Origin of the sequence: Emticicia sp. W12TSBA100-4 (assembly GCF_040253585.1) — a bacterium.
Classification (GTDB): Bacteria; Bacteroidota; Bacteroidia; order Cytophagales; family Spirosomataceae; genus Emticicia.
The window spans coordinates 1-22,009 of record NZ_JBELAU010000013.1 but is presented as its reverse complement, the minus strand read 5'-3'; the positions used below and the strand labels follow the sequence as shown (position 1 = coordinate 22,009).

The following is a 22,009-nucleotide window of genomic DNA, read 5'->3' as shown; positions in this document are numbered from 1 at the left end:
GTAAATCTGAATTCGTCATTTTAATTTATGCCCAATTTTATTGCTCAAAATGCCACCGTAGTTGGCAAAGTATCGCTCGGAGAAGATTCATCGGTTTGGTATTCGGCCGTCATTCGTGCCGATGTCGAAGAAATTATTATCGGGAAACGCACCAATATTCAAGATGGAGCAATTTTGCATGCTGATTTTGGCGAACCAACCATCATTGGCGATGATGTAACGGTTGGCCATGGAGCAATTGTTCATGGGGCGGTTGTTGGCGATGGCACGCTTATCGGTATGCGTTCGACAATTCTGAATCGTGCAAAAATCGGTAAACACTGTATCATCGGAGCGTGTGCCCTCGTAACCGAAGGTATGGAGATTCCTGACTATTCGATGGTTTTGGGCGTACCCGCAAAGGTTGTGAAGCAACTACCGCCCGAATATGCTGAAAAATTATTGAAAAGTGCCGCTCACTATGTAGATATGGCTAAAAGACATCAGTCTGGCGAGTTTCGGTCAATCCAATAAAATTGGCTGAAAACTCTCATTCAAATTAGCATGGTTTTTGTTTAATGTTATTAAACGGATACATTAGGTTTTTAAAGAATTTATAGTCAGTTAATTATATGCATTTTTTGCTTGAATTTTTGTAGGATATTTGGCAAGATAATTGCTCTATTATTATACATTGAGGAATCTAAAGAAAAATGACAATTTAATTGTTCTGATTATGAATGAATGTTCTACACATTTCTTCTACAAGAAATTTTATATAGCCGTACGGTCATTAACCTTTGTGGTTTTGGCCGCTGTTTTGTTCACTTCCTGTAAAGATAAAACTACCGAAGAACCAACGCCAACTACTCTTTCAAAAGCAACCAGCGAGTTTAATGCCGATATTGCTACTCGTTGGACAGATTTACAGCTGCAACTTATCAAATCAACACCAGGTTATGCACCGCCAGTTGCGGCTCGTACTTTAGGGTACACAAGTTTGGCTCTTTACGAAAGTGTGGTTTATGGAATGCCAAATAACCAATCATTGCTTGGGCAATTAAATGGTCTTACGTCGTTACCAAAACCTGACCTTACGAAAGAATACAACTGGGGCTTGGCAGCCAATGCCGCTCTTAGCACTTTGATTACCGAAATGTACGCCACGACCAATGATGCCAACAAACGAGCGATTGATTCGCTACGCAGAAATATTGAAAGTGTAATTCGTATTGCCATTGATAATCAGCCAGTTACTGACCGTTCAAATATGTTTGGGGCTGAAATTGGCAAAGCAATTTGGGAATATTCAAAAACTGACGGTGGGCATCAAGGTTGGAGTAATAACTTCCCGACTGATTTTAAAGTGCCAGTAGGTATTGGCTTTTGGGAACCTACAAGTGCTACGCAAAGAATTCCTTTGTTGCCTTATTGGGGAAAAAATCGCACGTTTTCAGCACTGAATTTAACAACTAATCCCACTGCTCCAACAGCTTTTTCATTTAAAGAAAATTCTGAAATGTTTAAGCTGGCCAAAGAGGTATATGATGTAAACAAAGCATTGACCACTGAACAGAAAGCAATTGCCAATTTTTGGGCTGATGGTGCAAACACTATCACACCGCCAGGGCATCATTTCAATATTGCCAATATTATCTTGAAAAAAGAGAAGGTTAAGCTTGATAAAGTAGCCGAAGTGTATGCCAAAGTAGGAATGGCGGTAAATGATGCCTTTGTGGCTTGTTGGAGAGGAAAATACACTTACAATTTGATGCGTCCGGTTACTTACATTCGTCAAGCTATTAGCCCAAATTGGTCACCATTGCTTGCAACGCCCCCCTTTCCTGAATACGCTTCTGGACATTCATCGGGTTCGGGTGCAGCCGCCGAAACACTCACAACGATTTTTGGGGATAATTATGCCTTTACAGATAATACACACACAGGCAAATTTCCAGATAGAAGTTTCAAATCGTTTTATGAGTATGCCAATGAGGCCACAATTTCACGCCTATACGGCGGAATTCATTACCGTCAAGGCAACGAAAATGGCCAAACGAATGGCAAGGAAATTGCAAAGAATATACTAAAATTGAAATTCACGAAATAGCAAATAAATTGATATTGAATAATGGATAATTGAAAATGCTTTTTCTAAATATTCCATTTCGTTTCAATACCGCTGAAGATTTTATACACGATGATTTCTTAATTTATTTTTGTTTAAGCTCTGCCGCTGCCCCGGTGGTTGCTCGAAAGAGTGCCATCGGTGGTAACGGCTACTTATTCAAAAATTTTTTGTTTTAAAGATCAATTCGTAAATTTGATTATGCTTATTCAACGAAACATATTAACAATGTCTAAGTCAGTGATATTATTCGTCATTGGATTGGCTATGTTTGTGGTTGAAAGTGCTTTTTCGCAAAAACCTGTCAAAGAATACTCAAATGAAGTAGCTGTTGCGTGGTTCAATCTTCAACTTGGTCTGATTCCCACTACACAAGGTTTTTCGCCGCCCGTAGCTTCTCGTGCATTAGGCTATTGTGGTCTTACGCTTTACGAATCTTTGGTTAACGGAATGCCTGAATATCAGTCTCTTACGGGAGTTTTGAATGAGTTTAAGACAGTTCCTAAAATTGAAAGTGGTAAAACCTACCACTGGATTTTGAGTGCTAATGCTGCTCAAGCTGCCATTATCAAAAATCTTTATGCCAATACATCAAAAGCTAATTTGGCAAAGATTGATTCTTTGAAAGGTGTTTTCGAGCGAAAATATCAAAATGAAGTGGATAAAGAAACTGCTTTACGTTCAATCAAGTTTGGCGAAGCAGTTGCGAAAGCCATTTTCGATTATTCAAAAACTGATGGCGGACACGAGGGCTACGAAAAGAATTTTCCGAAAGATTATAAACCAGTCACTGGTGCGTGTGTTTGGACACCCACGGGTGAGCAACAAATTCCGTTACAGCCTAATTGGGGAAAAAATCGACCATTCGTAAAAGGAAATTCAGATTTTGAATTACCTGCTCCGCCACGTTGTGAGGCAAGTATTTCATCGTTGATGTATGCTCAGGCACTCGAAGTGTATAGTGTCGGAAAAAACTTATCCGCTGAGCAAACACTGATCGCAAAATATTGGTCGGATGATGCAGGTAAAACTTTTACGCCACCAGGTCATGCGGTTTCGATTGCCTCGCAGATTATTTCCACCGAAAAACTCAAATTAGACCGTTCTGCCGAGGTTTTTTGTAAGATTGGTATTGCGGCTGCCGACGCTTTTATTTCGTGCTGGAAATGCAAGTTTATGCACAATGTGCTTCGTCCTGTTTCGTACATACGTACAACCATTGACCGTACTTGGCAGCCAATTCTTGAAACACCTCCATTTCCCGAATATACATCTGGACACGCTTCTGTGTCGGGTGCAACGGCCCAAGTATTATCCGATTTGTTTGGTTTTAATTATCATTTTACTGATAATTCTCACGCCGCCAGAGGCTTCAAACCTCGCTCGTTCGACTCATTCTTTGAGTTTGCCGACGAAGCTGCAAATTCTCGTCTTTACGGTGGTATTCACTACCGAAATTCCAATGAGCAAGGCTTAAAAAATGGTAAACGCATTGGTAAGAATGTTTGTGAATTGAAGTTTAAGACCCCCAACCCCTAAAGGGGCTTAGAAATTAACTTCCTATTATAGTTTTTCTCGTTTATAGGCATGACAGAGAACACAATTCGTAAATCGTAATTCTTAATTCGTAATTACTTCTCTATCTTTGTGCTTCAATCATTCATTTCAAACATGAAGCTTTTTTTTAGAAAAACGGGCGAAGGCCAGCCGATATTGATTCTCCACGGTGTTTTTGGCTCGTCCGATAATTGGTTTTCGATTAGTAAAATGATAGCCGAAAAAGGTTACGCCGTATATGCTATCGATGCTCGTAATCATGGACAATCGCCTCGTAGTGAAGATTTTAGCTACGAATTAATGGCTGATGATTTAAACGAATTTATTGAAGATAATCAACTCGAAAAGCCTGTAATAATTGGACATTCGATGGGTGGAAAAACCGTCATGCACTTTGCCATGAAATACCCAAATAAATATTCAAAACTTATCGTGGTCGATATTGCCCCCAAATTTTACCCATCGCATCACGGACATATCATACAGGGTTTAAATTCGATTGATTTATCAACGCTCACAAATCGTAATGAAGCTGATTTCCAGCTTTCAAAATACGTGACAAATGCAGGTGAGAAGCAATTTTTGCTAAAAAATCTCTATCGTACCGAAGATGGTAAATTCGACTGGCGAATCAATTTGCCAGTTTTGAGCAAAGAAATTTACCAAATTGGTGGCGATTTTACGGACGCTAAAGAAGTATCAGCACCGACATTGTTCTTGCGAGGAGGTGAATCGGGCTATATTTATGATGAGGATATTCCTGTTATCAGAGATATTTTTCCGAATGCTATCGTTCAAACTATCGAAGGTGCTGGGCATTGGGTACAAGCCGAAAAACCAGCTGAGTTTGTAGCAGCAGTTTTAGATTTTGTGAAATAAAATCTAAAACTGCTTTGTTACTATGGTCTGTGGACTAAAAACTTTGGACTATTCTACCATATCTGCCACAATTTTGGCCGATGAAAGTGCCAACGGAATCCCACCGCCAGGATGAACGCTTCCGCCCACAAAGTAAAGATTTTTAATTTCAGAAGAAAAATTAGCGTGGCGTAAAAATGCCGCAAATTTATTGTTGGAACTATTGCCATACAAAGCTCCTTGTGCCGAAGAAGTACGCATTTCGATGCTTCTTGGGTCGAGAATCGACTCATTTTCTATTAAATCTGCTACGTTTACACCTAAATTTCGGCTCAATTTATCAATGACATTTTGGCGAGTTTCGATAATTATTTTATCCCAATCTTGTCCTTCGTTGGCGGGTGCATTGAGCAAAATAAACCAATTTTCGCAGCCTTCGGGAGCATCATCTTTTTTGTATTTCGAGGTAATATTCAGATAGATTGTCGGGTCGTGATAAATCGTTTTTTTCTGAAATTGATGCTCAAATTCGGTCTTATAATCATTCGAGAAAAAGATATTGTGCAAGCCTAGTTCCTTAAATTCTTTCTTGATTCCCCAATAAAAAATCAGACCAGAACCGCTCTTGGCTTGATTCAAAATCTTATCTGGATGCTTGGCATTTGGGAGTAATTTGCGGTACGTTGGCGTAACGTCCATGTTTGAAATGATGAATGATGAGTGGTGAATGGTGAATGGTGAATGTGTATTTTCAACTTCACTATTTGAACCCCTTACCCTAAGTCCCTTCACTTTTTCGTTTTCAACAAGAATCTCTTCAACTTTCGCCCCAAAATGAAATTTTACACCTAAATCTTTCGCCAAATTGACCAAACTTTGGGTGATACCAAACATTCCATCTTTCGGGAAAAAAGCTCCAACATTATATTCTAAATGTGGAATAATATTGAGCGTAGCGGGAGTTTGATAAGGGTCAGAACCATTATAAGTAGCATAACGATTGAATAATTGAACGGTTTTTGGTTGTTTGAAAAAACTTTCATTTGCTTTATTCATTGTGCCAAAAATGCCCAGTTTCGGTAAGTTTAGATAACCTTTGAAAGCTTTTTTTGATGTCCAAGTCGAAAATTTATGCAAGGAATCTTCGAGAAATAGACCACTCAAAATCTCATATTTAAAAGCTGCTTCTTTCAAAAACTGAATGATATTTTCTGAGGGTTCACCGAGGGCTTTTTCGGCATCTTTTGCAAATTGATTGATGTCGGCCGACACATTGAGCCTTGTACCATCATCCCAAAAATATCGACATACTTCTGGTAGTTTGATGTACTGAAAATATTCGTCAGGATTTCGCCCCGAAAGCTCAAATAGTTCAGTCACAAACAGTGGCATCGTGAAAAGTGAAGGCCCTGCATCGAAGCGATATTCGCCTTGCTGAAATTCACTTAACTTTCCGCCAGGATAAGTATTGGCTTCAAAAACTTCTACTTCGTGACCTTTGCTGGCTAAACGAATAGCCGTTGCAATTCCCCCAATACCTGCTCCAATTATTGCTGTTTTCATTCAGTTTAAAATCCATGATGATTGAACCAATATAACACCTGTTTCGTGATTTCTGTTAAAATTTTCGCAAAAAAGCTCATTTGACTTATCATTCTGGCCTTCCATCTACTAAAATATCAAATTTATCAACAAAATTGTTATTTTTTTTCGCTATTTTGCGTCTCAATTAGAAATATACCCTTAAATCATAAAATCAATTAAACTCTCATAAGAGTAGAACCACCAATGGCAAAATTATTGATTGTTGATGACGAAAAAAGTATCCGAGATGCCCTCCGTGACATTTTGGAATATGAAGAGTACGAAGTAGATGAGGCAAAAGATGGAGAAGAAGGACTTGAAATGGTACTGAAAACACAGTATGATGTAGCCCTTTGCGATATCAAGATGCCTAAATTAGATGGACTCGAAATGCTGTTGAAAGCCAAAGAAGAAGGAGTAATGACTCAGTTTGTTATGATTTCTGCTTTTGGTAATGTAGAAAATGCTGTGGAGGCAACCAAGAGAGGTGCCTTTGATTTCATTACAAAACCACCTGATTTGAATCGTCTGCTCGTAACGGTACGCAACGCCATCGAGAAAAGTAAAGACGTAGAAGTAATAAAGGTTCTCAAACGAAGAATCTACAAAATCAACGAAATCGTTGGAGATTCACCTCTGATTCAGAAAGTGAAAGAAACCATCGACCGTGTTGCTCCAACCGAAGCTCGTGTGCTTATCACGGGGCCAAATGGCTCAGGAAAGGAAATGGTAGCGAAACAGATTCATGAGAAAAGCAATCGTTGTAATCAGCCTTCGGTTGAGGTAAACTGTGCGGCTATTCCTTCTGAATTGATTGAAAGTGAACTTTTTGGGCACGAAAAAGGTGCTTTTACTTCAGCTATTAAGCAACGCATCGGTAAGTTTGAACAAGCCGATGGCGGTACACTTTTCTTAGATGAGATTGGAGACATGAGCCTTTCGGCACAAGCAAAAGTGCTTCGTGCATTGCAAGAAAGTAAAATTACACGTGTGGGTGGCGATAAAGAAATAAAAGTAAATGTACGTGTGATTGCGGCAACAAATAAGGATCTACGTAAAGAAATTGCTGAAGGTAATTTCCGTGAAGACTTATTCCACCGTCTGAACGTAATTCCGATTCACGTACCAGCACTGGCCGACCGTCAAGATGATATTCCTTTACTGGCTGAGAAATTCTTGAACGATGTAGCCGAAGAATACGGTGATGCTACCAAAGAATTTGATGCAGATGCAATGGAGTATATGAAAGGTTTACCGTGGACAGGTAACGTGCGTGAGTTACGCAACGTAGTAGAACGTCTCGTGATTATGTGTGGTCCGACAATTACGCTCGATGATGTGAAACTTTATGCAGGAATTGGTTTCTAATTCCAGATAAGTATTGATAATATTAGCGTCGGCAAGGTTCTAAACCTTGCCGACGTTTTTTTATTTCAGACGTTTTTATGTCATCAAGAAATACTTAAAGTAGTGCCTGAAAGCGAAACCGTGTAGGCCGTAATACTTCCATTTCCTACGCCAGTTCCGTTGGTTTTAAAATACCAGTCGTGTTCGGTACATTGAAACTGACCTTTTGACGAATTATAGATGATTTGGTCTTTTTTCTCATGTGGGCAGGTGCGAGCGATGGCCGCAAATGCAGCACTTGTATTGCCAGAGGCAATTCGAGCTAAAACAACACCATTTGTTTTGATGTATCCGCCAACGCTGTTAAGTGCAGTAGTAGTTGATAAATCGACGGTAAAGGCCGAAATTGGTGTAACGGTGTCATCACCTCCGCAAGAGGTAAGAGCAGCCATCAGAGCGGCACCGCTGAAACCAATTTTCATCAAAAAATCTTTACGTGAGATTGCTTCTGGATTCTTCATAAATAGAAACTTTTTTTAAGGTAAATAATAGAAAATGAGTAAAAAGTCTATCTATGCAAGAATGGTGTTTTAAATGAGAAAAATTCGGTTAGTTGAGGTAAGGACGTAAAAAAAGGAAGTGCTGGTTGCACCTCCTTTGTGTATCTTGTAAATTTAGAATCTTTCTAAAGACTTAGTAAACAAACTCGCCAAATTCGCTTTTAATCGTTACTTTCTTGCTTTCGGCAGCTTCTACTCGACCGATAATTTGGGCATCAATACCAAACGATTGCGAGATTTCGATGATGCGTTGAGCGTATTGTTTGTCGAGATAAACCTCCAAACGGTGTCCCATATTGAAAACTTTATACATTTCTTGCCACGAAGTCCCGCTTTGTTCGTGAATCAATTTAAACAATGGCGGAATCGGGAAAAGATTATCTTTGATTACGTGCAGGTTTTCTATAAAGTGCAAAACCTTTGTTTGAGCTCCTCCGCTGCAATGCACCATTCCGTGAATATGCGGACGAAGTTCGGCTAAAAATGCTTTGGCAACAGGAGCAAAAGTACGGGTAGGAGAGAGGATAAGTTTGCCGACATTGACACCCGCAATTTCTTCGGTCAATAATTTTGCTCCGCTGTAAACTAAATCTTTGTTTATTTCACTGTCGTAACTTTCGGGGTATTTTTCGGCATAAGTTTTTGCCAAAACATCGTGTCGGGCAGAAGTTAAGCCATTGCTTCCCATTCCGCCATTGTATGCTGTCTCGTAGCTTGATTGACCGTAAGAAGCTAAGCCCACAATGACATCGCCTGCTTTTATATTATCGTTTGAGATAACATCAGAGCGTTTCATACGAGCAATAATTGTACTGTTGACGGCAATCGTACGTACTAAATCGCCCACATCGGCAGTTTCGCCACCTGTGCTGTAAATTTCTACTCCGTGGCTGCGAAGCATTTCCAGACATTCTTCTGTTCCGTTGATAATTTCACCAATTACTTCACCTGGAATCTTGTTTTTATTTCTATCAATACTCGACGAAATCAACATTGGGCCAACCGCACCAACACAAATCAAATCGTCTGTATTCATTACGATTGAGTCTTGTGCAATGCCACGCCATACCGAAATATCGCCCGTTTCTTTCCAATATAAATATGCTAAAGATGTTTTTGTGCCAGCACCATCAGCGTGCATGATATTGCAATATTCGGCATCGCCACCGAGTGTATCGGGTGAAATTTTGCAGAATGCTTTCGGGAAAAGTCCTTTATCGAGCTTTTCAATTGCCTTATGAACATCTTCTTTAGCGGCCGAAACGCCACGCTGCATATAACGGTCAGTCATTTTTTGTATGCTTAATTGAGTTGCAAAGGTAAGGCTTAATTAAGAATTAAGAATTAAGAATTAAGAATTTTCTCGAAATAGTCTGAAACTTAGTGTCTCTTAGTTTTTTAGTGGTTAGTATTTCAAATCTTCTTTCGTTTCTTCAAATCATATTTTTCGCCTTTTTCGAGCATGATGAATTTCATTTCTTTGGCTTGTTTGGTAGTTTCAAAAATCATTACTTGGCTTTCGCCCAACACTTCGGCAAAGCGATTTTGCTCGACATACAAAGCTGTATTTTCATCAATGCCGACACCAAGTAATGTTGGATTTTTGAAAATCAACCCAATCAAACGGTTTTGGCGTTGACGTTTAATAAAATGCTGGTCAACAATGATTTCGTTCATCAATCCAAGCCCTTTTTTTGTTTCGACTTTTGAGCCATCAATTACCTTAAAATCTCCTTCGCCCGAAATCATAATCTCAGACATAATGGCCGTGCCTGCACTCGTGCCCGCAAATACTACTCTGTTTTTATAAAGCTCATGCATGGCCTTGAAAAGTTCTTCATCTTTCAAAACCTCCATGATTCTGTTTTGGTCGCCACCGCAAAAGAAAATACCTTTTGCTGTTTTGAGTTGTGCCAAAAGTGTAGCTTTTGTTTCGGCAGTTAGTGGTGCAAATGGAGCTTTCTCGACCGAAATTTTTGAAAGTATGGCCACTTCTTTTTTAATGTTTGAAGCCGCTATTTCTTGCTCGCCACTTGCCCACGGAATTACCAGAATCTTCCCATTTTCGTTGCCACTTGATTCGATAAGTTTTGTTAGAATATCGGGTGTGCGTTTGCCGCCACCAATCATGATTAATTGTTGGGCAGTGGCGAGGTTTGAAATTAAAAGAAAGAGTAAGAAAGTTTTGCGTAGCATTTTTTAGAAATTAGTTTGTGATAAATTATCTATATATTTGATTCCATTTTAAAACCCAGTTATATTTTACAAACCTATGAAAAAATACCTTTTAATTATTTCACTTTTTGCATTTTCTTCTTGCAGAAATAAAGTAGAGCAAAGCTGGCAACTAACACCATTTGTGAAGGCCGATACCGAAAATCCAATTTTGCTACCCAACGATACTACCACTTTTGACGACCCAATCATGAAGAAAACTATAAATTGGGAAGCCAAAGATGTCTATAATCCATCAGCGGTAGTGCGTGATGGAAAAGTCTATTTGTTGTACCGTGCCGAAGATACTTTGAAGGTTGTCGATGGCACTTCTCGTTTGGGTTTGGCCGTTAGTGAAGATGGTATTCACTTCAAGCGTCAGACTAAACCCGTATTTTTTCCTGACAATGATTTTATGAAAAAATACGAATACCCAGGCGGAACAGAGGATCCTCGTTTGGTTGAGACCGAAGATGGAAAGTATATTTTGACCTACACTGCTTATGATGGAAAAACCGCACGTCTTTGTGTGGCTTCTTCAACTGATTTACAGACTTGGAAAAAAGAAGGTTTGGCTTTCAAAGACCCTAAAAACGAAATGTTATGGTCAAAGTCAGGAGCGATAATAACCAAGCAAGTTGGTGAGCGATTTGTGGCTACAAAAATTAATGGGAAATATTGGATGTATTGGGGCGACACAAGTTTATTTTTGGCAAGTTCGGATAATCTAACTGATTGGACGATATTAGAAGATGAAACAGGAAAACCCAAACCAATCATAAAACCTCGTGACGATAATTTTGATAGTTGGTTGGTAGAATCTGGTCCAGCGGCGTTTATCAAAGAAGATGGTATATTTCTTATTTATAATAGTGCCAATAAAGGTTTTCAGAATAAAGGTAAAGATACAAAAAATGCTTACCGTGCTGGGCAAGTGCTTTTTGATAAAAACGACCCAACTAAAGTTATCGACCGCTCGAAGACTTTTTTCTTTGAGCCTGACAAGTCTTATGAGCTAACAGGGCAAGTAAACAATGTAGTGTTTGTGGAAGGTTTGGTGAATTTTAAGAAGAAATGGTATTTGTATTATGGTACGGCCGATTCTAAAATTGCAGTGGCGGTTTGTGAGAAGTAAGGGTGTTTAAGGAAGTCTTCGTCTTGAGGGGGACGCCCAGTCCGAAGACTTCCTTTCTATTTACTTCCAATTCAATAATTCTTCTAAAGCAGTATCAACTTTCACAAAGTCAAAACCTTTGATTACATCGTTCATCATTCTCGTGATTTCGTTGTTGCAAAGATTTCCGATACTGCCTTCGAGTGTATGATTCAAATCTCGTGGTGCTTCGTAGCCACCGCCAAAAATCTCATCTTTTACCTGTAAATAAGCATCTCTGAAAGGTAAACCTTGCATCACTAATTCATTCACACGTTCGACCGAGAAAATGGGGTCATATTTTTTATCTTCTAAAAGGTTTGGCTTTATCTCAATATTCGACATCATAAAGTGAGCAATATCCAAGCACTCAATCATTTGGTCGAAGGCAGGCATCAAGATTTCTTTCAGGATTTGCATATCACGGTGATAGCCACTTGGTAGGTTACTTGTCACGAAAGCCAATTCAGTTGGAAGTCCTTTGAGTCTATTTGTTTTTGCTCTGAGTAATTCCGCCACGTCGGGATTTTTCTTGTGAGGCATAATACTACTACCCGTTGTGAAGTCGTCGGGGAGCGTTACGAACCCAAAGTTTTGCGAGTTATATAAACAAACGTCCATCGCCATACGTGAGAGCGTTGTGGCCAAAGATGTCATTCCCGAAAGTACTACATACTCACTTTTGCCACGAGTCATTTGGGCATAGACTACATTATAATTAAGGTCGTCGAAGCCGAGTAGCTTAGTCGTGAGCGTTCGGTTGAGTGGAAACGAACTTCCATAACCTGCACCCGAACCCAGAGGGTTTTTATTGACCACTTTATAAGCAGCTTGTAGTACGATGGCATCATCAACCAGACTTTCGGCATAAGCACCAAACCAAAGCCCGAAAGATGAAGGCATGGCAATTTGTAGGTGCGTATAACCTGGAAGTAAATCGTATTTATGTTTATTGCTAAGCTCGACTAATTTATGGAAAAGTGTTTCGGTCAAATTTACTATTTGACGAAGTTGATGACGCATAAAAAGTTTAAGGTCAACCAATACTTGATCATTGCGAGAGCGTCCACTATGGATTTTTTTGCCAGTATCGCCGAGGGCTTGCGTAAGTAACCATTCGACCTGCGAATGCACGTCTTCGATGTTTTTTTCGATTAAAAATTTGCCATTTAAAATATCATTATATATCTTTCGACATTCATTTAGGACGTGTCCTAATTCATTGGTTTCGAGCAAACCTATACTTTCTAACATAATGGCATGTGCCATTGAGCCGATAACATCGAACTCAGCCAAGTACATATCCATTTCACGGTCTTGACCGACTGTAAATTTTTCAATACGGAAGGCCGCTTCCTGTTTTCCTAAATTTTTATTGCTTTCCTTTTGCCAAAGTTTCACTTGATTTGCGAGGTTTTATTACACCACAAATTAACGGTGTTTTTCGTTGGGAATGAAGGGAATTTATTGGTTTTTAAATATATATATCCGTTTGATAATTTTTTAGCATGATTTTTGCGTAATTTATATTTAAAGGATCAGTACCATGAGTTAATTAGGTATATTTTTTTTGATAATTAATGATTTTTGTTGTGGTTTCTTAGTAAAATTAAATTATGTGTCATTTATCATGGTTTGGCATAGATTTAGTTAAGAGCTTTCTGCGATGGGCATTTAATGTTCTCAAAAATTATGCCATACAGGTAAATCGTTATTAAAATACCTTTTTAAATATGAGATAGAATGTGTAGCTAATATTTTTTTACTTTTTTTTGGTTACATAAACTATTAGGTTAGGTCTAAGAATTAAAGATTGATTTTCTTCTATAATTATGAAGACAATTGGTTTTTAGAATATATTGAATTTTTGCTATTGAGTGAACCTTTACTTTAAAAAATGATGAGGAATAACTTCTCCTTTCTTCGCAGAGGCATTGCCTTTGCTGCATTTGCTTTTTACGTTCAATTTTCTTCGTTTGCACAAACTAATCCAACTGGTGCTGCTCAAAACTTCAATGTTATCACATTGGCAGGTGCAAGCCTAAAAGATGGTGACATTGATGGCGGACTGGCAACTAAAGGTCAATTGACACTTCGTGGAGCTTTTACATTAGCTGGACATACACCCGGCACATTTAAGGCTTCTGGAGATGCTAATTTTACGGCATTAATTGCGGAAGGAGGGGCAAACTTTCAAAGTGGCTCTGGGCTTTATGTAGCAAGTAGTGGCTTTGCGAAGTTGTCGAATTTTTCATCATCTTTTAAATATTGGGCAACAAATCCAACGAGAATAAGTAGTTTATCTTCTTCTTCACAAGATGCACAGCCAAGGATTGACTTGTCGGGGGCACAATCTCAAGCTTCTATCAATCAAGATGTTTTTGACTTTGATGGAGCTTTTGCTTCATTCAAATCAATTTGTGATACATATAAGAACTGTACATCAAACATTAATTTGTCTCCATCGGGTTCTTATACTTTTCCTGTGGTTTCTGGCAAAACGAATTTCTTTAGAATTTCGGCTTCAGCACTCAATAGCTTATCAGAAATTAAGTTTTCGATTGTCCCATCGGCTACAAACCCAGTGGTGATAAACGTTAACCTCAATGGTGCAAGTGCATTCACTTGGAGTGCAAGTACAAACTTTCCTGGCTTACCAAGTAATGCAGTTGGTCAGTACGTATTATTTAATTTTTATAATGGTGCTGCAACCTGTAATGTTACCTTAAATAATCCTACTATTATAGGTACGGTGTTCGCACCTTATTGTAATATCATTAAGCAAAGTTCGAGTAATATCGAAGGACAAGTAATTTGTAACCATTATACACACGAGGCAGGTGAGGTTCACTATCAACCATTCAATACGAATATCAATTGTGGTAATGTTAATTCGGTAACATGTAACTGTGCTGGAAATTTACTATTGAATGGCGGTTTTGAGGTTAAAGAGACAAGAACTATCACAGAAGACGGGCATGGCTACAATCTTTCGCAGAATACAAATAGCTGGAGATGGTCGAATGGTAACTTAACGACTGGTTCGGGGTTTGAGGTTTGTGATGCAAATAATGCTTATTTCCAGGCATACAATTCATCGGCCTACATGTACCAACAAGTGAACAACGTAGTAGTTGGTTCACTTTACTCATTGGGAGCTTATGGAGGTACGCACGACCCATCAGGTAATCATCGCTATCGTTTGGCATTTTATAAAAGTGATGGTACTTTGGTCTCGACGGTTGCTGGTGTAGGTTTCGTAGAAGTTCAAGTAGATTGGGATGTAGATAATGTGCCAGTTGGGCAAACAAAGTTGAAAGAATATGATTTATCATTAGTTGCTCCAGCAGGTGCTTCATATTTGAGAGTTGAAGGGTACGCCAGTACAGACTATTTGAAATTAGACAATATATGTTTAACCGTTGACAATACTTGTAATAACGTAACAAGTGGTGGAACAATTGGTAGTAACCAAACAGGTTGTACGATTCCATTTACACCAGCAAAGCTTACAAGTACTACATTACCATCAGGCGGTGATACTGGAAAAGCAATTGAATATGTATGGCTTAAAACTACAACTTTAATAAACAATACTTGTCCAAGTAATGTTGCTGGTCAAAGTATTTACCAAGTAATCAGCGGAGCTACTTCATTTGAATATACACCAGCACCAGTTTATCAAACTACTTGTTATATTAGATGTGCCAGAAGAGCTGGTTGTACTGAATACGTTGGCGAGTCGAATAAGATATTAATTGTTGCCAAAAATAATTGTACTGTAACTGCTTGTCCTAATTCATTAGTGACAAATGGTGGTTTTGAAACCGATAATGGCGGTACTTATGGCGGAAAGAAATTTCCTGCTACTTTGATGTCTTCACCTGCATCTTATATTACAAAACCAGGAAATGCCGCAACTGCTCAATACAGAGGGGCATTACCAACTGATTGGGTAATTGGAACTGATGTTGATGATTATGCGAATAGAAGAGGTGCCTTTTATGTTGATGCAAGTGTAACTGGTAACGCACACTCAGGGGATAGATTTATTTGGGGAAGACAAAATCAGTGTGTTGCTTACAAAGTAGATAATGCAACTCAACTTACGGGAATTCAGGCAGGAAATAAGTATAAGATTTGTGCTTGGCTGGCCGCTTGGAATCCTGATGCTGGTGCAACTCAAGGAGATGCCATTGTTTCGTTTGAATATCGTTGGAGAAAAGCAGATGGTACAGTAATCAATATTGGGAATGGTACAGAGGTAACAACAGTTGCTAAAACCATCACTAAAGATACCGATGGAAAGTGGGAAACATTAAACTGGCAGGAAGCATGTATCGAAATTACCGCTCCAGTAGGTGCGGTTGGTTTGGAATTTTATATCACTCCAACTGATTACAATAATGGTGCTGCCGTTGATGATGTTTGTGTTACTACAACCTCAACTTGTGCTTTAACAGTAGATGCTGGTCCAAATAAAACTATTTGTAATACTGATGAAGTAGTATTAAATAGTACAGTCGGCGGAGTTTCAAGTTGCGGTACACCAAGCGAAACGGTTTGTGCTACTACAATTGCCGCTTCTACTGGTTGGATTGCAGACTTAAACTATGCAAAAGTTTGTGGTGATAACTTAGGTGCTAAATTGTGGACACTATCAGGCGACCCCGCAGCTTCGTCTATTACTATGGACTTAGGGAAAATATATCCTGCTGGAACCGTAATTAGAGTTAGTTTAAAACTGGAGCATTGTACCAGTGCAAGTTCTACTCAGTCTGATGCCAAGATTCAGGCATCGACAAGTGCAACAACAGGCTTCAGTAATTTAGCTTCTTCATTGTTATTTGCACATACTTCTCTAAAAGAATATACTTATACGTTAAGTGCTGATGCTCGATATATAAAAGTTACAGACAATGGTAAATGTGCATTCCGTTTAGATTATGTAAAAGCAACTACAGCCGGAACTACATCTGCGAATGTAACTTATTTGTGGACAGCCCCTGCAACTGGCGGTATCGTAGGTGCTAATAATACTGCAAACCTTACTGTAAATAAAGCAGGAACTTACACACTGACTGTTACAGATTGTAATGGATGTCAGAAAAGTGATGTTGTAACTGTAACTGCAAATTCAGTTTCGGCTAATGCTGGTGCAGACCAAGTATCTTGTGCAGGCGAAAACGTTACTCTTACTGCCGCTGCCGTTACAAATGCAACTTATGAATGGAGAAGTTCTACAAGTGCTACTGTGCTTGCAACAACTCAGTCATTTACAGTGACTCCAACTACAACAACCGATTTTATTTTAACAGTTATCGTAAATGGTTGTAGTGCTTCAGATGGTGTAAAAGTTACAGTTAATCCGAAACCTGCAAAGCCTGTTATCGTAGCAAAACCTGGTACAACAGTTTGTTCAGGCCAAGGCGTTGGTTTAGAGGTTTCAAACTGTACGGGTACTTTACTTTGGAATGTTGGTCAAACAAGTTCAGCCATTGTAGTTACACCAACACAAACAACTACTTATGATGTAACTTGTAAAGTAGGTAATTGTACAAGTGATAAAACATCAGTTACGATTACAGTTAGTGGAAACTGTGCACCTGGTAAAGACCCTATTTGTATCTCAAGCACAAGAGACATTACAAATAATTTACTTTGTGGTACAACAGGTGTCTTCTACGGATTGTGGTTCAATGATTTAGTAAGTGCAACACAAACAGACTACAAACATTTCAAAATAAAAACTGGTACTCTCACAGAGTATTGTGATGGAACTGCCACGTTCCAATATACTGCTTGTGCTGTAAATTCTACAACAGGAGTAAGTGCCGGTGTAAATGACTGTATTACATTAAATGTTAATTTATCAGGACGTACTGCAAATTCGGCCCCTTATGCCAATACTCACTGTGATAGTTATAATCCAACAACAACTGACTGGTACTATTATAAGAATGTAGTATCTGGTACAATAACTGGAGCTTCGGGTGGTATTTATCAAGGCTTAACAGGAACATACACCCAAAAAGATGCTAATTTTCCATTCCAAGTAGGTACTGGAGCTAATCTCAATGAAATTAGCCAAATGGGAGCGAGTGCTTGGTTTACGGCTACTATAACCAATGGTGGTGTTAATGGTTGGTCAACAGCATCTGGGCATGGAGATAATAACTTTAGAGTAGGAGCTGCAACACCAATTGCCAAAGTAACAGCAACTGCAAACCCTACCGCAATATGTGCAGGAGGAAATGTAACATTAAATGCAACCCTTGATGCTGCTTCAAAATCAGCATCTTGTACACCAGTTTCATATAGCTGGGTTGGGTCGAATAATTTCACAGGCACGGGTGCAAGTATTACTGATTTAAATGTTCAGTCAAATACTACATATACAGTAACGGTTACTATTAAGGCAGTAAATGGAAGCACTTGTACAATTACAGGTACAACTTCGGTTACAGTAAATCCAAATCCAACAGTAACAGTTGATTCAAAAACAATTTGTTTGGATGGAACTGCTACATTGACAGCATCAGGCTGTGTAGGTTCGGTTGTATGGTCGGGTGCAGGAACAGGTTCAGGTACTACAATTACAGTATCACCATCTGCCGTTGGTACTTATGGTTACACAGCAACTTGTACTAACTCAAATAACTGTAAAGCAACAGCAACAGGTGTTGTGACAGTAACAGCGAAACCAACAGTAAGTTTACCAATTGACTTCCAAGTATGTAGTGGAACTCCAACAACATTAACCGCAACTGGTTGTGCTGGTGGTACTTTATCTTGGAGTACAAACGTTGGTGGTTCAACATCGGCAACTGTAATTGTAACACCAACAAATACAGGAACTTCTGCAATAAATATTACATATACAGTTACATGTACAACAAGCATAAACAATGGTTGTACAGCTACAGATGCAGTTATCGTAACCGTTAATCCGCTTCCAACAGTAACGCTTACACCAACAAACATTACTTGCAATGGTGCAAAAGATGGTAAAATCTTAGCAACTGGAAACGGAGGTACGCCACAATATACATTTAGTCTCAATGGTGGAGCATTTACTACTCCAGCGGCTGCTACTAATACATTCACAGGTTTAGACCCAAATACTACCTATACTATTACTGTCAAAGATACTAAAGGGTGTATTGCTACATCTTCAGCAATGCTTACACAACCAGCAGTATTGGCAGTATCAACCACAAAAGTCGACCCTAAATGTGAAAAATCAGATGGCTCAATTAATTTGACAGTATCGGGAGGAACAAGTCCATATACTTATTTATGGTCGAATGGATCAACAACCGAAGACTTAACAGCAAGAGCAGAAGGAACATACAGTGTAACCGTAACAGATAAAAATGGTTGTACAGCTACAACAACAGTTGCTTTAACTCCACAAGATTGTTCGTTCGATTTAGCGTTGAAAAAAGTATTAAAAACTGCTGGTACATACAAACCAGGTGATAATGTTACTTTCACAATCTCAGTTATTAATCAAGGAACAGTAACAGCTACGAACGTTCAGGTAACAGACTATATTCCAACAGGTTTAACGCTATCAGATGCTAACTGGACTGCAACTTCTGGAAAAGCAACATTAAATACTGTTATTCCAACAATTGCCCCAGGTACTACAGTTACAAGAGACATTACGTTTAAAATTGATGCTAACTACGAAGGTGCATCAGTAGTAAATCGTGCTGAGATAAGTGCAGCAAGCAATGCAAGAGGTTTGCCTGATAAAGATAGTAAGGCAGACCAAGATAATACTAATGATAGAGGAGGATTAGTTGGTAGCCCAGCTGATGATTATGTTGATGGAACAGGCATAAATGGTACAGGGGCAGTAGGTGATGGAGTAGCAGCAACTGACGAAGATGACGAAGACCCTGCATTGTTAACAATTACACAAACATTTGATTTAGCACTTAGAAAAACACTTACTTCAGCAGCAACAGTTGTACCTGGTAGTGATGTAACTTTTGAAATTGAAGTATTCAATCAAGGAACATTAACCGCAACTAATGTTCAAGTAAGTGATTATATCCCTGCTGGATTATCATTGAGTCCAAGTGAAACAAATTGGAATGTATCAGGAACTATCGCAACCTTAAAAGTACCAATTGCATCTTTAGCTCCAAATGCCAGTATTAAGAAAACTATATTGTTGAGAGCGAATAATGTTTCAACATACCAAGGACAAACGTTAGTAAATAGAGCAGAAATATCTTCCCCAGCAGCTTCAAACAATGCTTTGGGACTAAATGATAAAGATAGTACGCCTGATGCAATTTTAGGAAACGATAAAGGCGGACAATTTGGTGGTGGAAGTTTAGCGGATGATGTTATAACTGGAAATGGCACAGGAGCAGTAGGTGATGGAGTAGCTGCAACAGATGAAGATGATGAAGACCCAGCAGGTGTTAAAATTGAAACTTTCGACTTGGCTTTGAAGAAGACGTTGAATAGCAGCACGCAAACACCAATCGTAGGTGGTAGAGATGTGAAGTTTGACATCACAGTTATCAACCAAGGCACAATAGGAGCAAGTGGAATCAAAGTAGTGGATTACATACCGACGGGCATGACACTGAATGATGCCAATTGGACAGCAACAGGTGGGGTAGCGACTTACAACGGACCAATAGCGAATTTAACAGCATCAGGTACAGGAGCTGGTAGTAGCACAGTGATAAGTATAACATTGAAAGTAAACGAAGGTGTAAGTGGTCCATTGAGCAATTTTGCGGAAATCAGTGAAGCGAAAGACAGCAAAGGAGCGAGTGTAACCGATATCGACAGCACACCAGACGCAAGCAATACAAACGATGGTACAGTTAAGAACGATGAAACAGGCGAGAATGGTAAGACAGGAGGGGATGAAGACGACCATGATATAGAGACGATCACAGTAGAGAAGTTCGACTTGGCTTTGAAGAAGACAATTGCTGTTGGTCAACCTTTAGCAATTATGCCAGGCAGTGATGTTAAATTTACAATAACGGTATATAACCAAGGAACAGTTGAAGCTAAGAATATTCAAGTTACAGATTACATACCGACAGGTATGACATTAAATGATGCTAACTGGAATTCAACTTTGGGCAATACAGTATTGAATATACCAATCGCATCGCTTTTACCAACAGCAAGTGCCACTGTAAATATTACTCTTAAAGTTAATAGTGATTACACAGGTACTTTGTTAGTAAATACTGCTGAAATTTCAGCTGCAAAAGATAGTAAGGGAAATTCTGTTGATGATATTGATAGTACACCTGATACCAATAATGGCAATCAAGCAGGAGAGGTTAGCCCTCAAATGAAAGACGATGCAGTTAATGAAAATGGTAAAAACGGTGGAGATGAGGATGACCATGATTTTGCCAATGTGGATATTTGTCAAGTTAAATTGGCTATAAATCCAAATACGATAAAAGATGTTTCGTGTTTTGGAGGTAATGATGGAAGTGCTACGGTAACTGCTTCGGGCGGTCAAGCTCCTTATACGTATCTTTGGAGTAATGGAGCAACAACAGCTACTGTAAACAACTTTACAGTAGGTACTTACTCAGTAACAGTTACAGATGCAAGAGGATGTTATGCAACAACTCAGGTAACAATTAAAGAACCTAAGTTACTTATCGCGGTAGCAACCTCAACAGCAGTAGCATGTTACGGAGAGAAAAACGGCACAGCGACGGTGGTTGCGAGCGATGGGAACGGTGGATATAGTTACACTTGGAACAGCAATCCTTTACAAACATCTGCAACAGCTACTAATTTAGGAGCAGGTATTTATATTGTGACTGTTAAAGATATCAAGAATTGTACAGCAACTGCGAGTGTAGTAGTGAAACAACCAACGGCAGCGTTAACGACGACTCCAAGTGGTGTGGATGTGAAATGTTACGGCGATGCGAGTGGCAGTGCGAGTGTGGTTGCAGCGGGTGGCACAAGTCCATATACTTATAAATGGAGTAATAATGCAACGACCTCAACGATAAACGGTCTAATAGCTGGCACCTACACGGTAGTAGTAACGGATGCGAATAGTTGTACAGCAACTGCGAGTGTGTTGGTAAAACAACCGACGGCAGCGTTAACGACGACTCCAAGTGGTGTGGATGTGAAGTGTTACGGCGATGCAAGTGGCAGTGCGAGTGTAGTAGCAGCGGGTGGCACAAGTCCATATACTTATAAATGGAGTAATAATGCGACGACCTCAAGCATCAATAATTTAGTAGCGGGTACCTACACGGTAGTAGTAACAGATGCGAACAGTTGTACAGCAACAGCGAGTGTAGTAGTGAAACAACCGACGGCAGCGTTGACGACGACTCCAAGTGGTGTAGATGTGAAGTGTTACGGCGATGCAAGTGGCAGTGCGAGTGTAGTAGCAGCGGGTGGCACGAGTCCATATACTTATAAATGGAGTAATAATGCAACGACCTCAACGATAAACGGTCTAATAGCGGGTACTTACACGGTAGTAGTAACAGATGCGAACAGTTGTACAGCAACAGCGAGTGTAGTAGTGAAACAACCGACGGCAGCGTTAACGACGACTCCAAGTGGTGTGGATGTGAAGTGTTACGGCGATGCGAGTGG

Annotated in this window: 12 protein-coding genes; 7 read left to right on the top strand and 5 right to left on the bottom strand. The window is 39.4% G+C overall.

Annotated features, from left to right (window positions below; translation table 11 throughout):
• The first annotated feature begins 27 nt into the window (after positions 1-27).
• From ABR854_RS19285 to ABR854_RS19270, 4 genes are all read left to right on the top strand, one after another.
• The gene (locus ABR854_RS19285; RefSeq protein ID WP_350267483.1) at positions 28-513 is read left to right on the top strand and encodes a gamma carbonic anhydrase family protein; all 486 of its coding nucleotides are present in this window, start codon (positions 28-30) and stop codon (positions 511-513) included.
• A gap of 202 nt (positions 514-715) precedes the next feature.
• Positions 716-2,089, top strand: coding sequence for a vanadium-dependent haloperoxidase (locus ABR854_RS19280; protein ID WP_350267481.1), 1,374 nt, complete (start codon positions 716-718; stop codon positions 2,087-2,089).
• A 246-nt stretch (positions 2,090-2,335) separates the two neighbouring features.
• On the top strand, positions 2,336-3,646 hold the full coding sequence (locus tag ABR854_RS19275) for a vanadium-dependent haloperoxidase (RefSeq protein ID WP_350267480.1): 1,311 nt from the start codon (positions 2,336-2,338) through the stop codon (positions 3,644-3,646).
• A 132-nt stretch (positions 3,647-3,778) separates the two neighbouring features.
• On the top strand, positions 3,779-4,543 hold the full coding sequence (locus tag ABR854_RS19270) for an alpha/beta fold hydrolase (RefSeq protein ID WP_350267479.1): 765 nt from the start codon (positions 3,779-3,781) through the stop codon (positions 4,541-4,543).
• Positions 4,544-4,591: 48 nt separating this feature from the next.
• Here ABR854_RS19270 and crtD read toward each other — a convergent pair whose 3' ends face one another.
• Entirely contained in the window at positions 4,592-6,085 is a 1,494-nt protein-coding gene (crtD, locus tag ABR854_RS19265) for a 1-hydroxycarotenoid 3,4-desaturase CrtD (RefSeq protein ID WP_350267478.1), read from the bottom strand.
• A 225-nt stretch (positions 6,086-6,310) separates the two neighbouring features.
• Between crtD and ABR854_RS19260 the strand changes: the two genes are divergently transcribed.
• Positions 6,311-7,474: a sigma-54-dependent transcriptional regulator gene (locus ABR854_RS19260; RefSeq protein ID WP_350267477.1), complete on the top strand. Its 1,164-nt coding sequence runs from the start codon at positions 6,311-6,313 to the stop codon at positions 7,472-7,474.
• An 83-nt stretch (positions 7,475-7,557) separates the two neighbouring features.
• Here ABR854_RS19260 and ABR854_RS19255 read toward each other — a convergent pair whose 3' ends face one another.
• The 3 genes from ABR854_RS19255 to ABR854_RS19245 form a co-directional block, all read right to left on the bottom strand.
• Positions 7,558-7,974 (bottom strand): Rieske 2Fe-2S domain-containing protein, encoded by a 417-nt coding sequence (locus ABR854_RS19255; protein ID WP_350267476.1) that lies wholly within the window; start codon positions 7,972-7,974, stop codon positions 7,558-7,560.
• Positions 7,975-8,146: 172 nt separating this feature from the next.
• Positions 8,147-9,304, bottom strand: a complete 1,158-nt coding sequence (locus tag ABR854_RS19250) for an AIR synthase related protein (RefSeq protein ID WP_350267475.1) — start codon at positions 9,302-9,304, stop codon at positions 8,147-8,149.
• Positions 9,305-9,426: 122 nt separating this feature from the next.
• Positions 9,427-10,209 carry a cyanophycinase gene (locus ABR854_RS19245; protein ID WP_350267474.1) on the bottom strand — a complete coding sequence of 261 codons (783 nt, stop codon included), beginning with the start codon at positions 10,207-10,209 and terminating at the stop codon, positions 9,427-9,429.
• A 76-nt stretch (positions 10,210-10,285) separates the two neighbouring features.
• On the opposite strand from ABR854_RS19245, the gene ABR854_RS19240 reads away from it, so the two are divergent.
• A complete protein-coding gene (locus tag ABR854_RS19240) occupies positions 10,286-11,362 on the top strand; it encodes a glycoside hydrolase family 130 protein (RefSeq protein ID WP_350267473.1) in 1,077 nt (358 codons plus the stop codon).
• A 60-nt stretch (positions 11,363-11,422) separates the two neighbouring features.
• Here the strand turns inward: ABR854_RS19240 and argH are convergent, their stop codons facing one another.
• Complete coding sequence (gene argH, locus ABR854_RS19235) at positions 11,423-12,781, bottom strand: argininosuccinate lyase (protein WP_350267472.1); 1,359 nt, start codon at positions 12,779-12,781, stop codon at positions 11,423-11,425.
• Positions 12,782-13,277: 496 nt separating this feature from the next.
• Between argH and ABR854_RS19230 the strand changes: the two genes are divergently transcribed.
• A partial coding sequence (locus ABR854_RS19230; protein WP_350267471.1) for a collagen-binding domain-containing protein occupies positions 13,278-22,009 on the top strand: 8,732 nt, incomplete at its 3' end.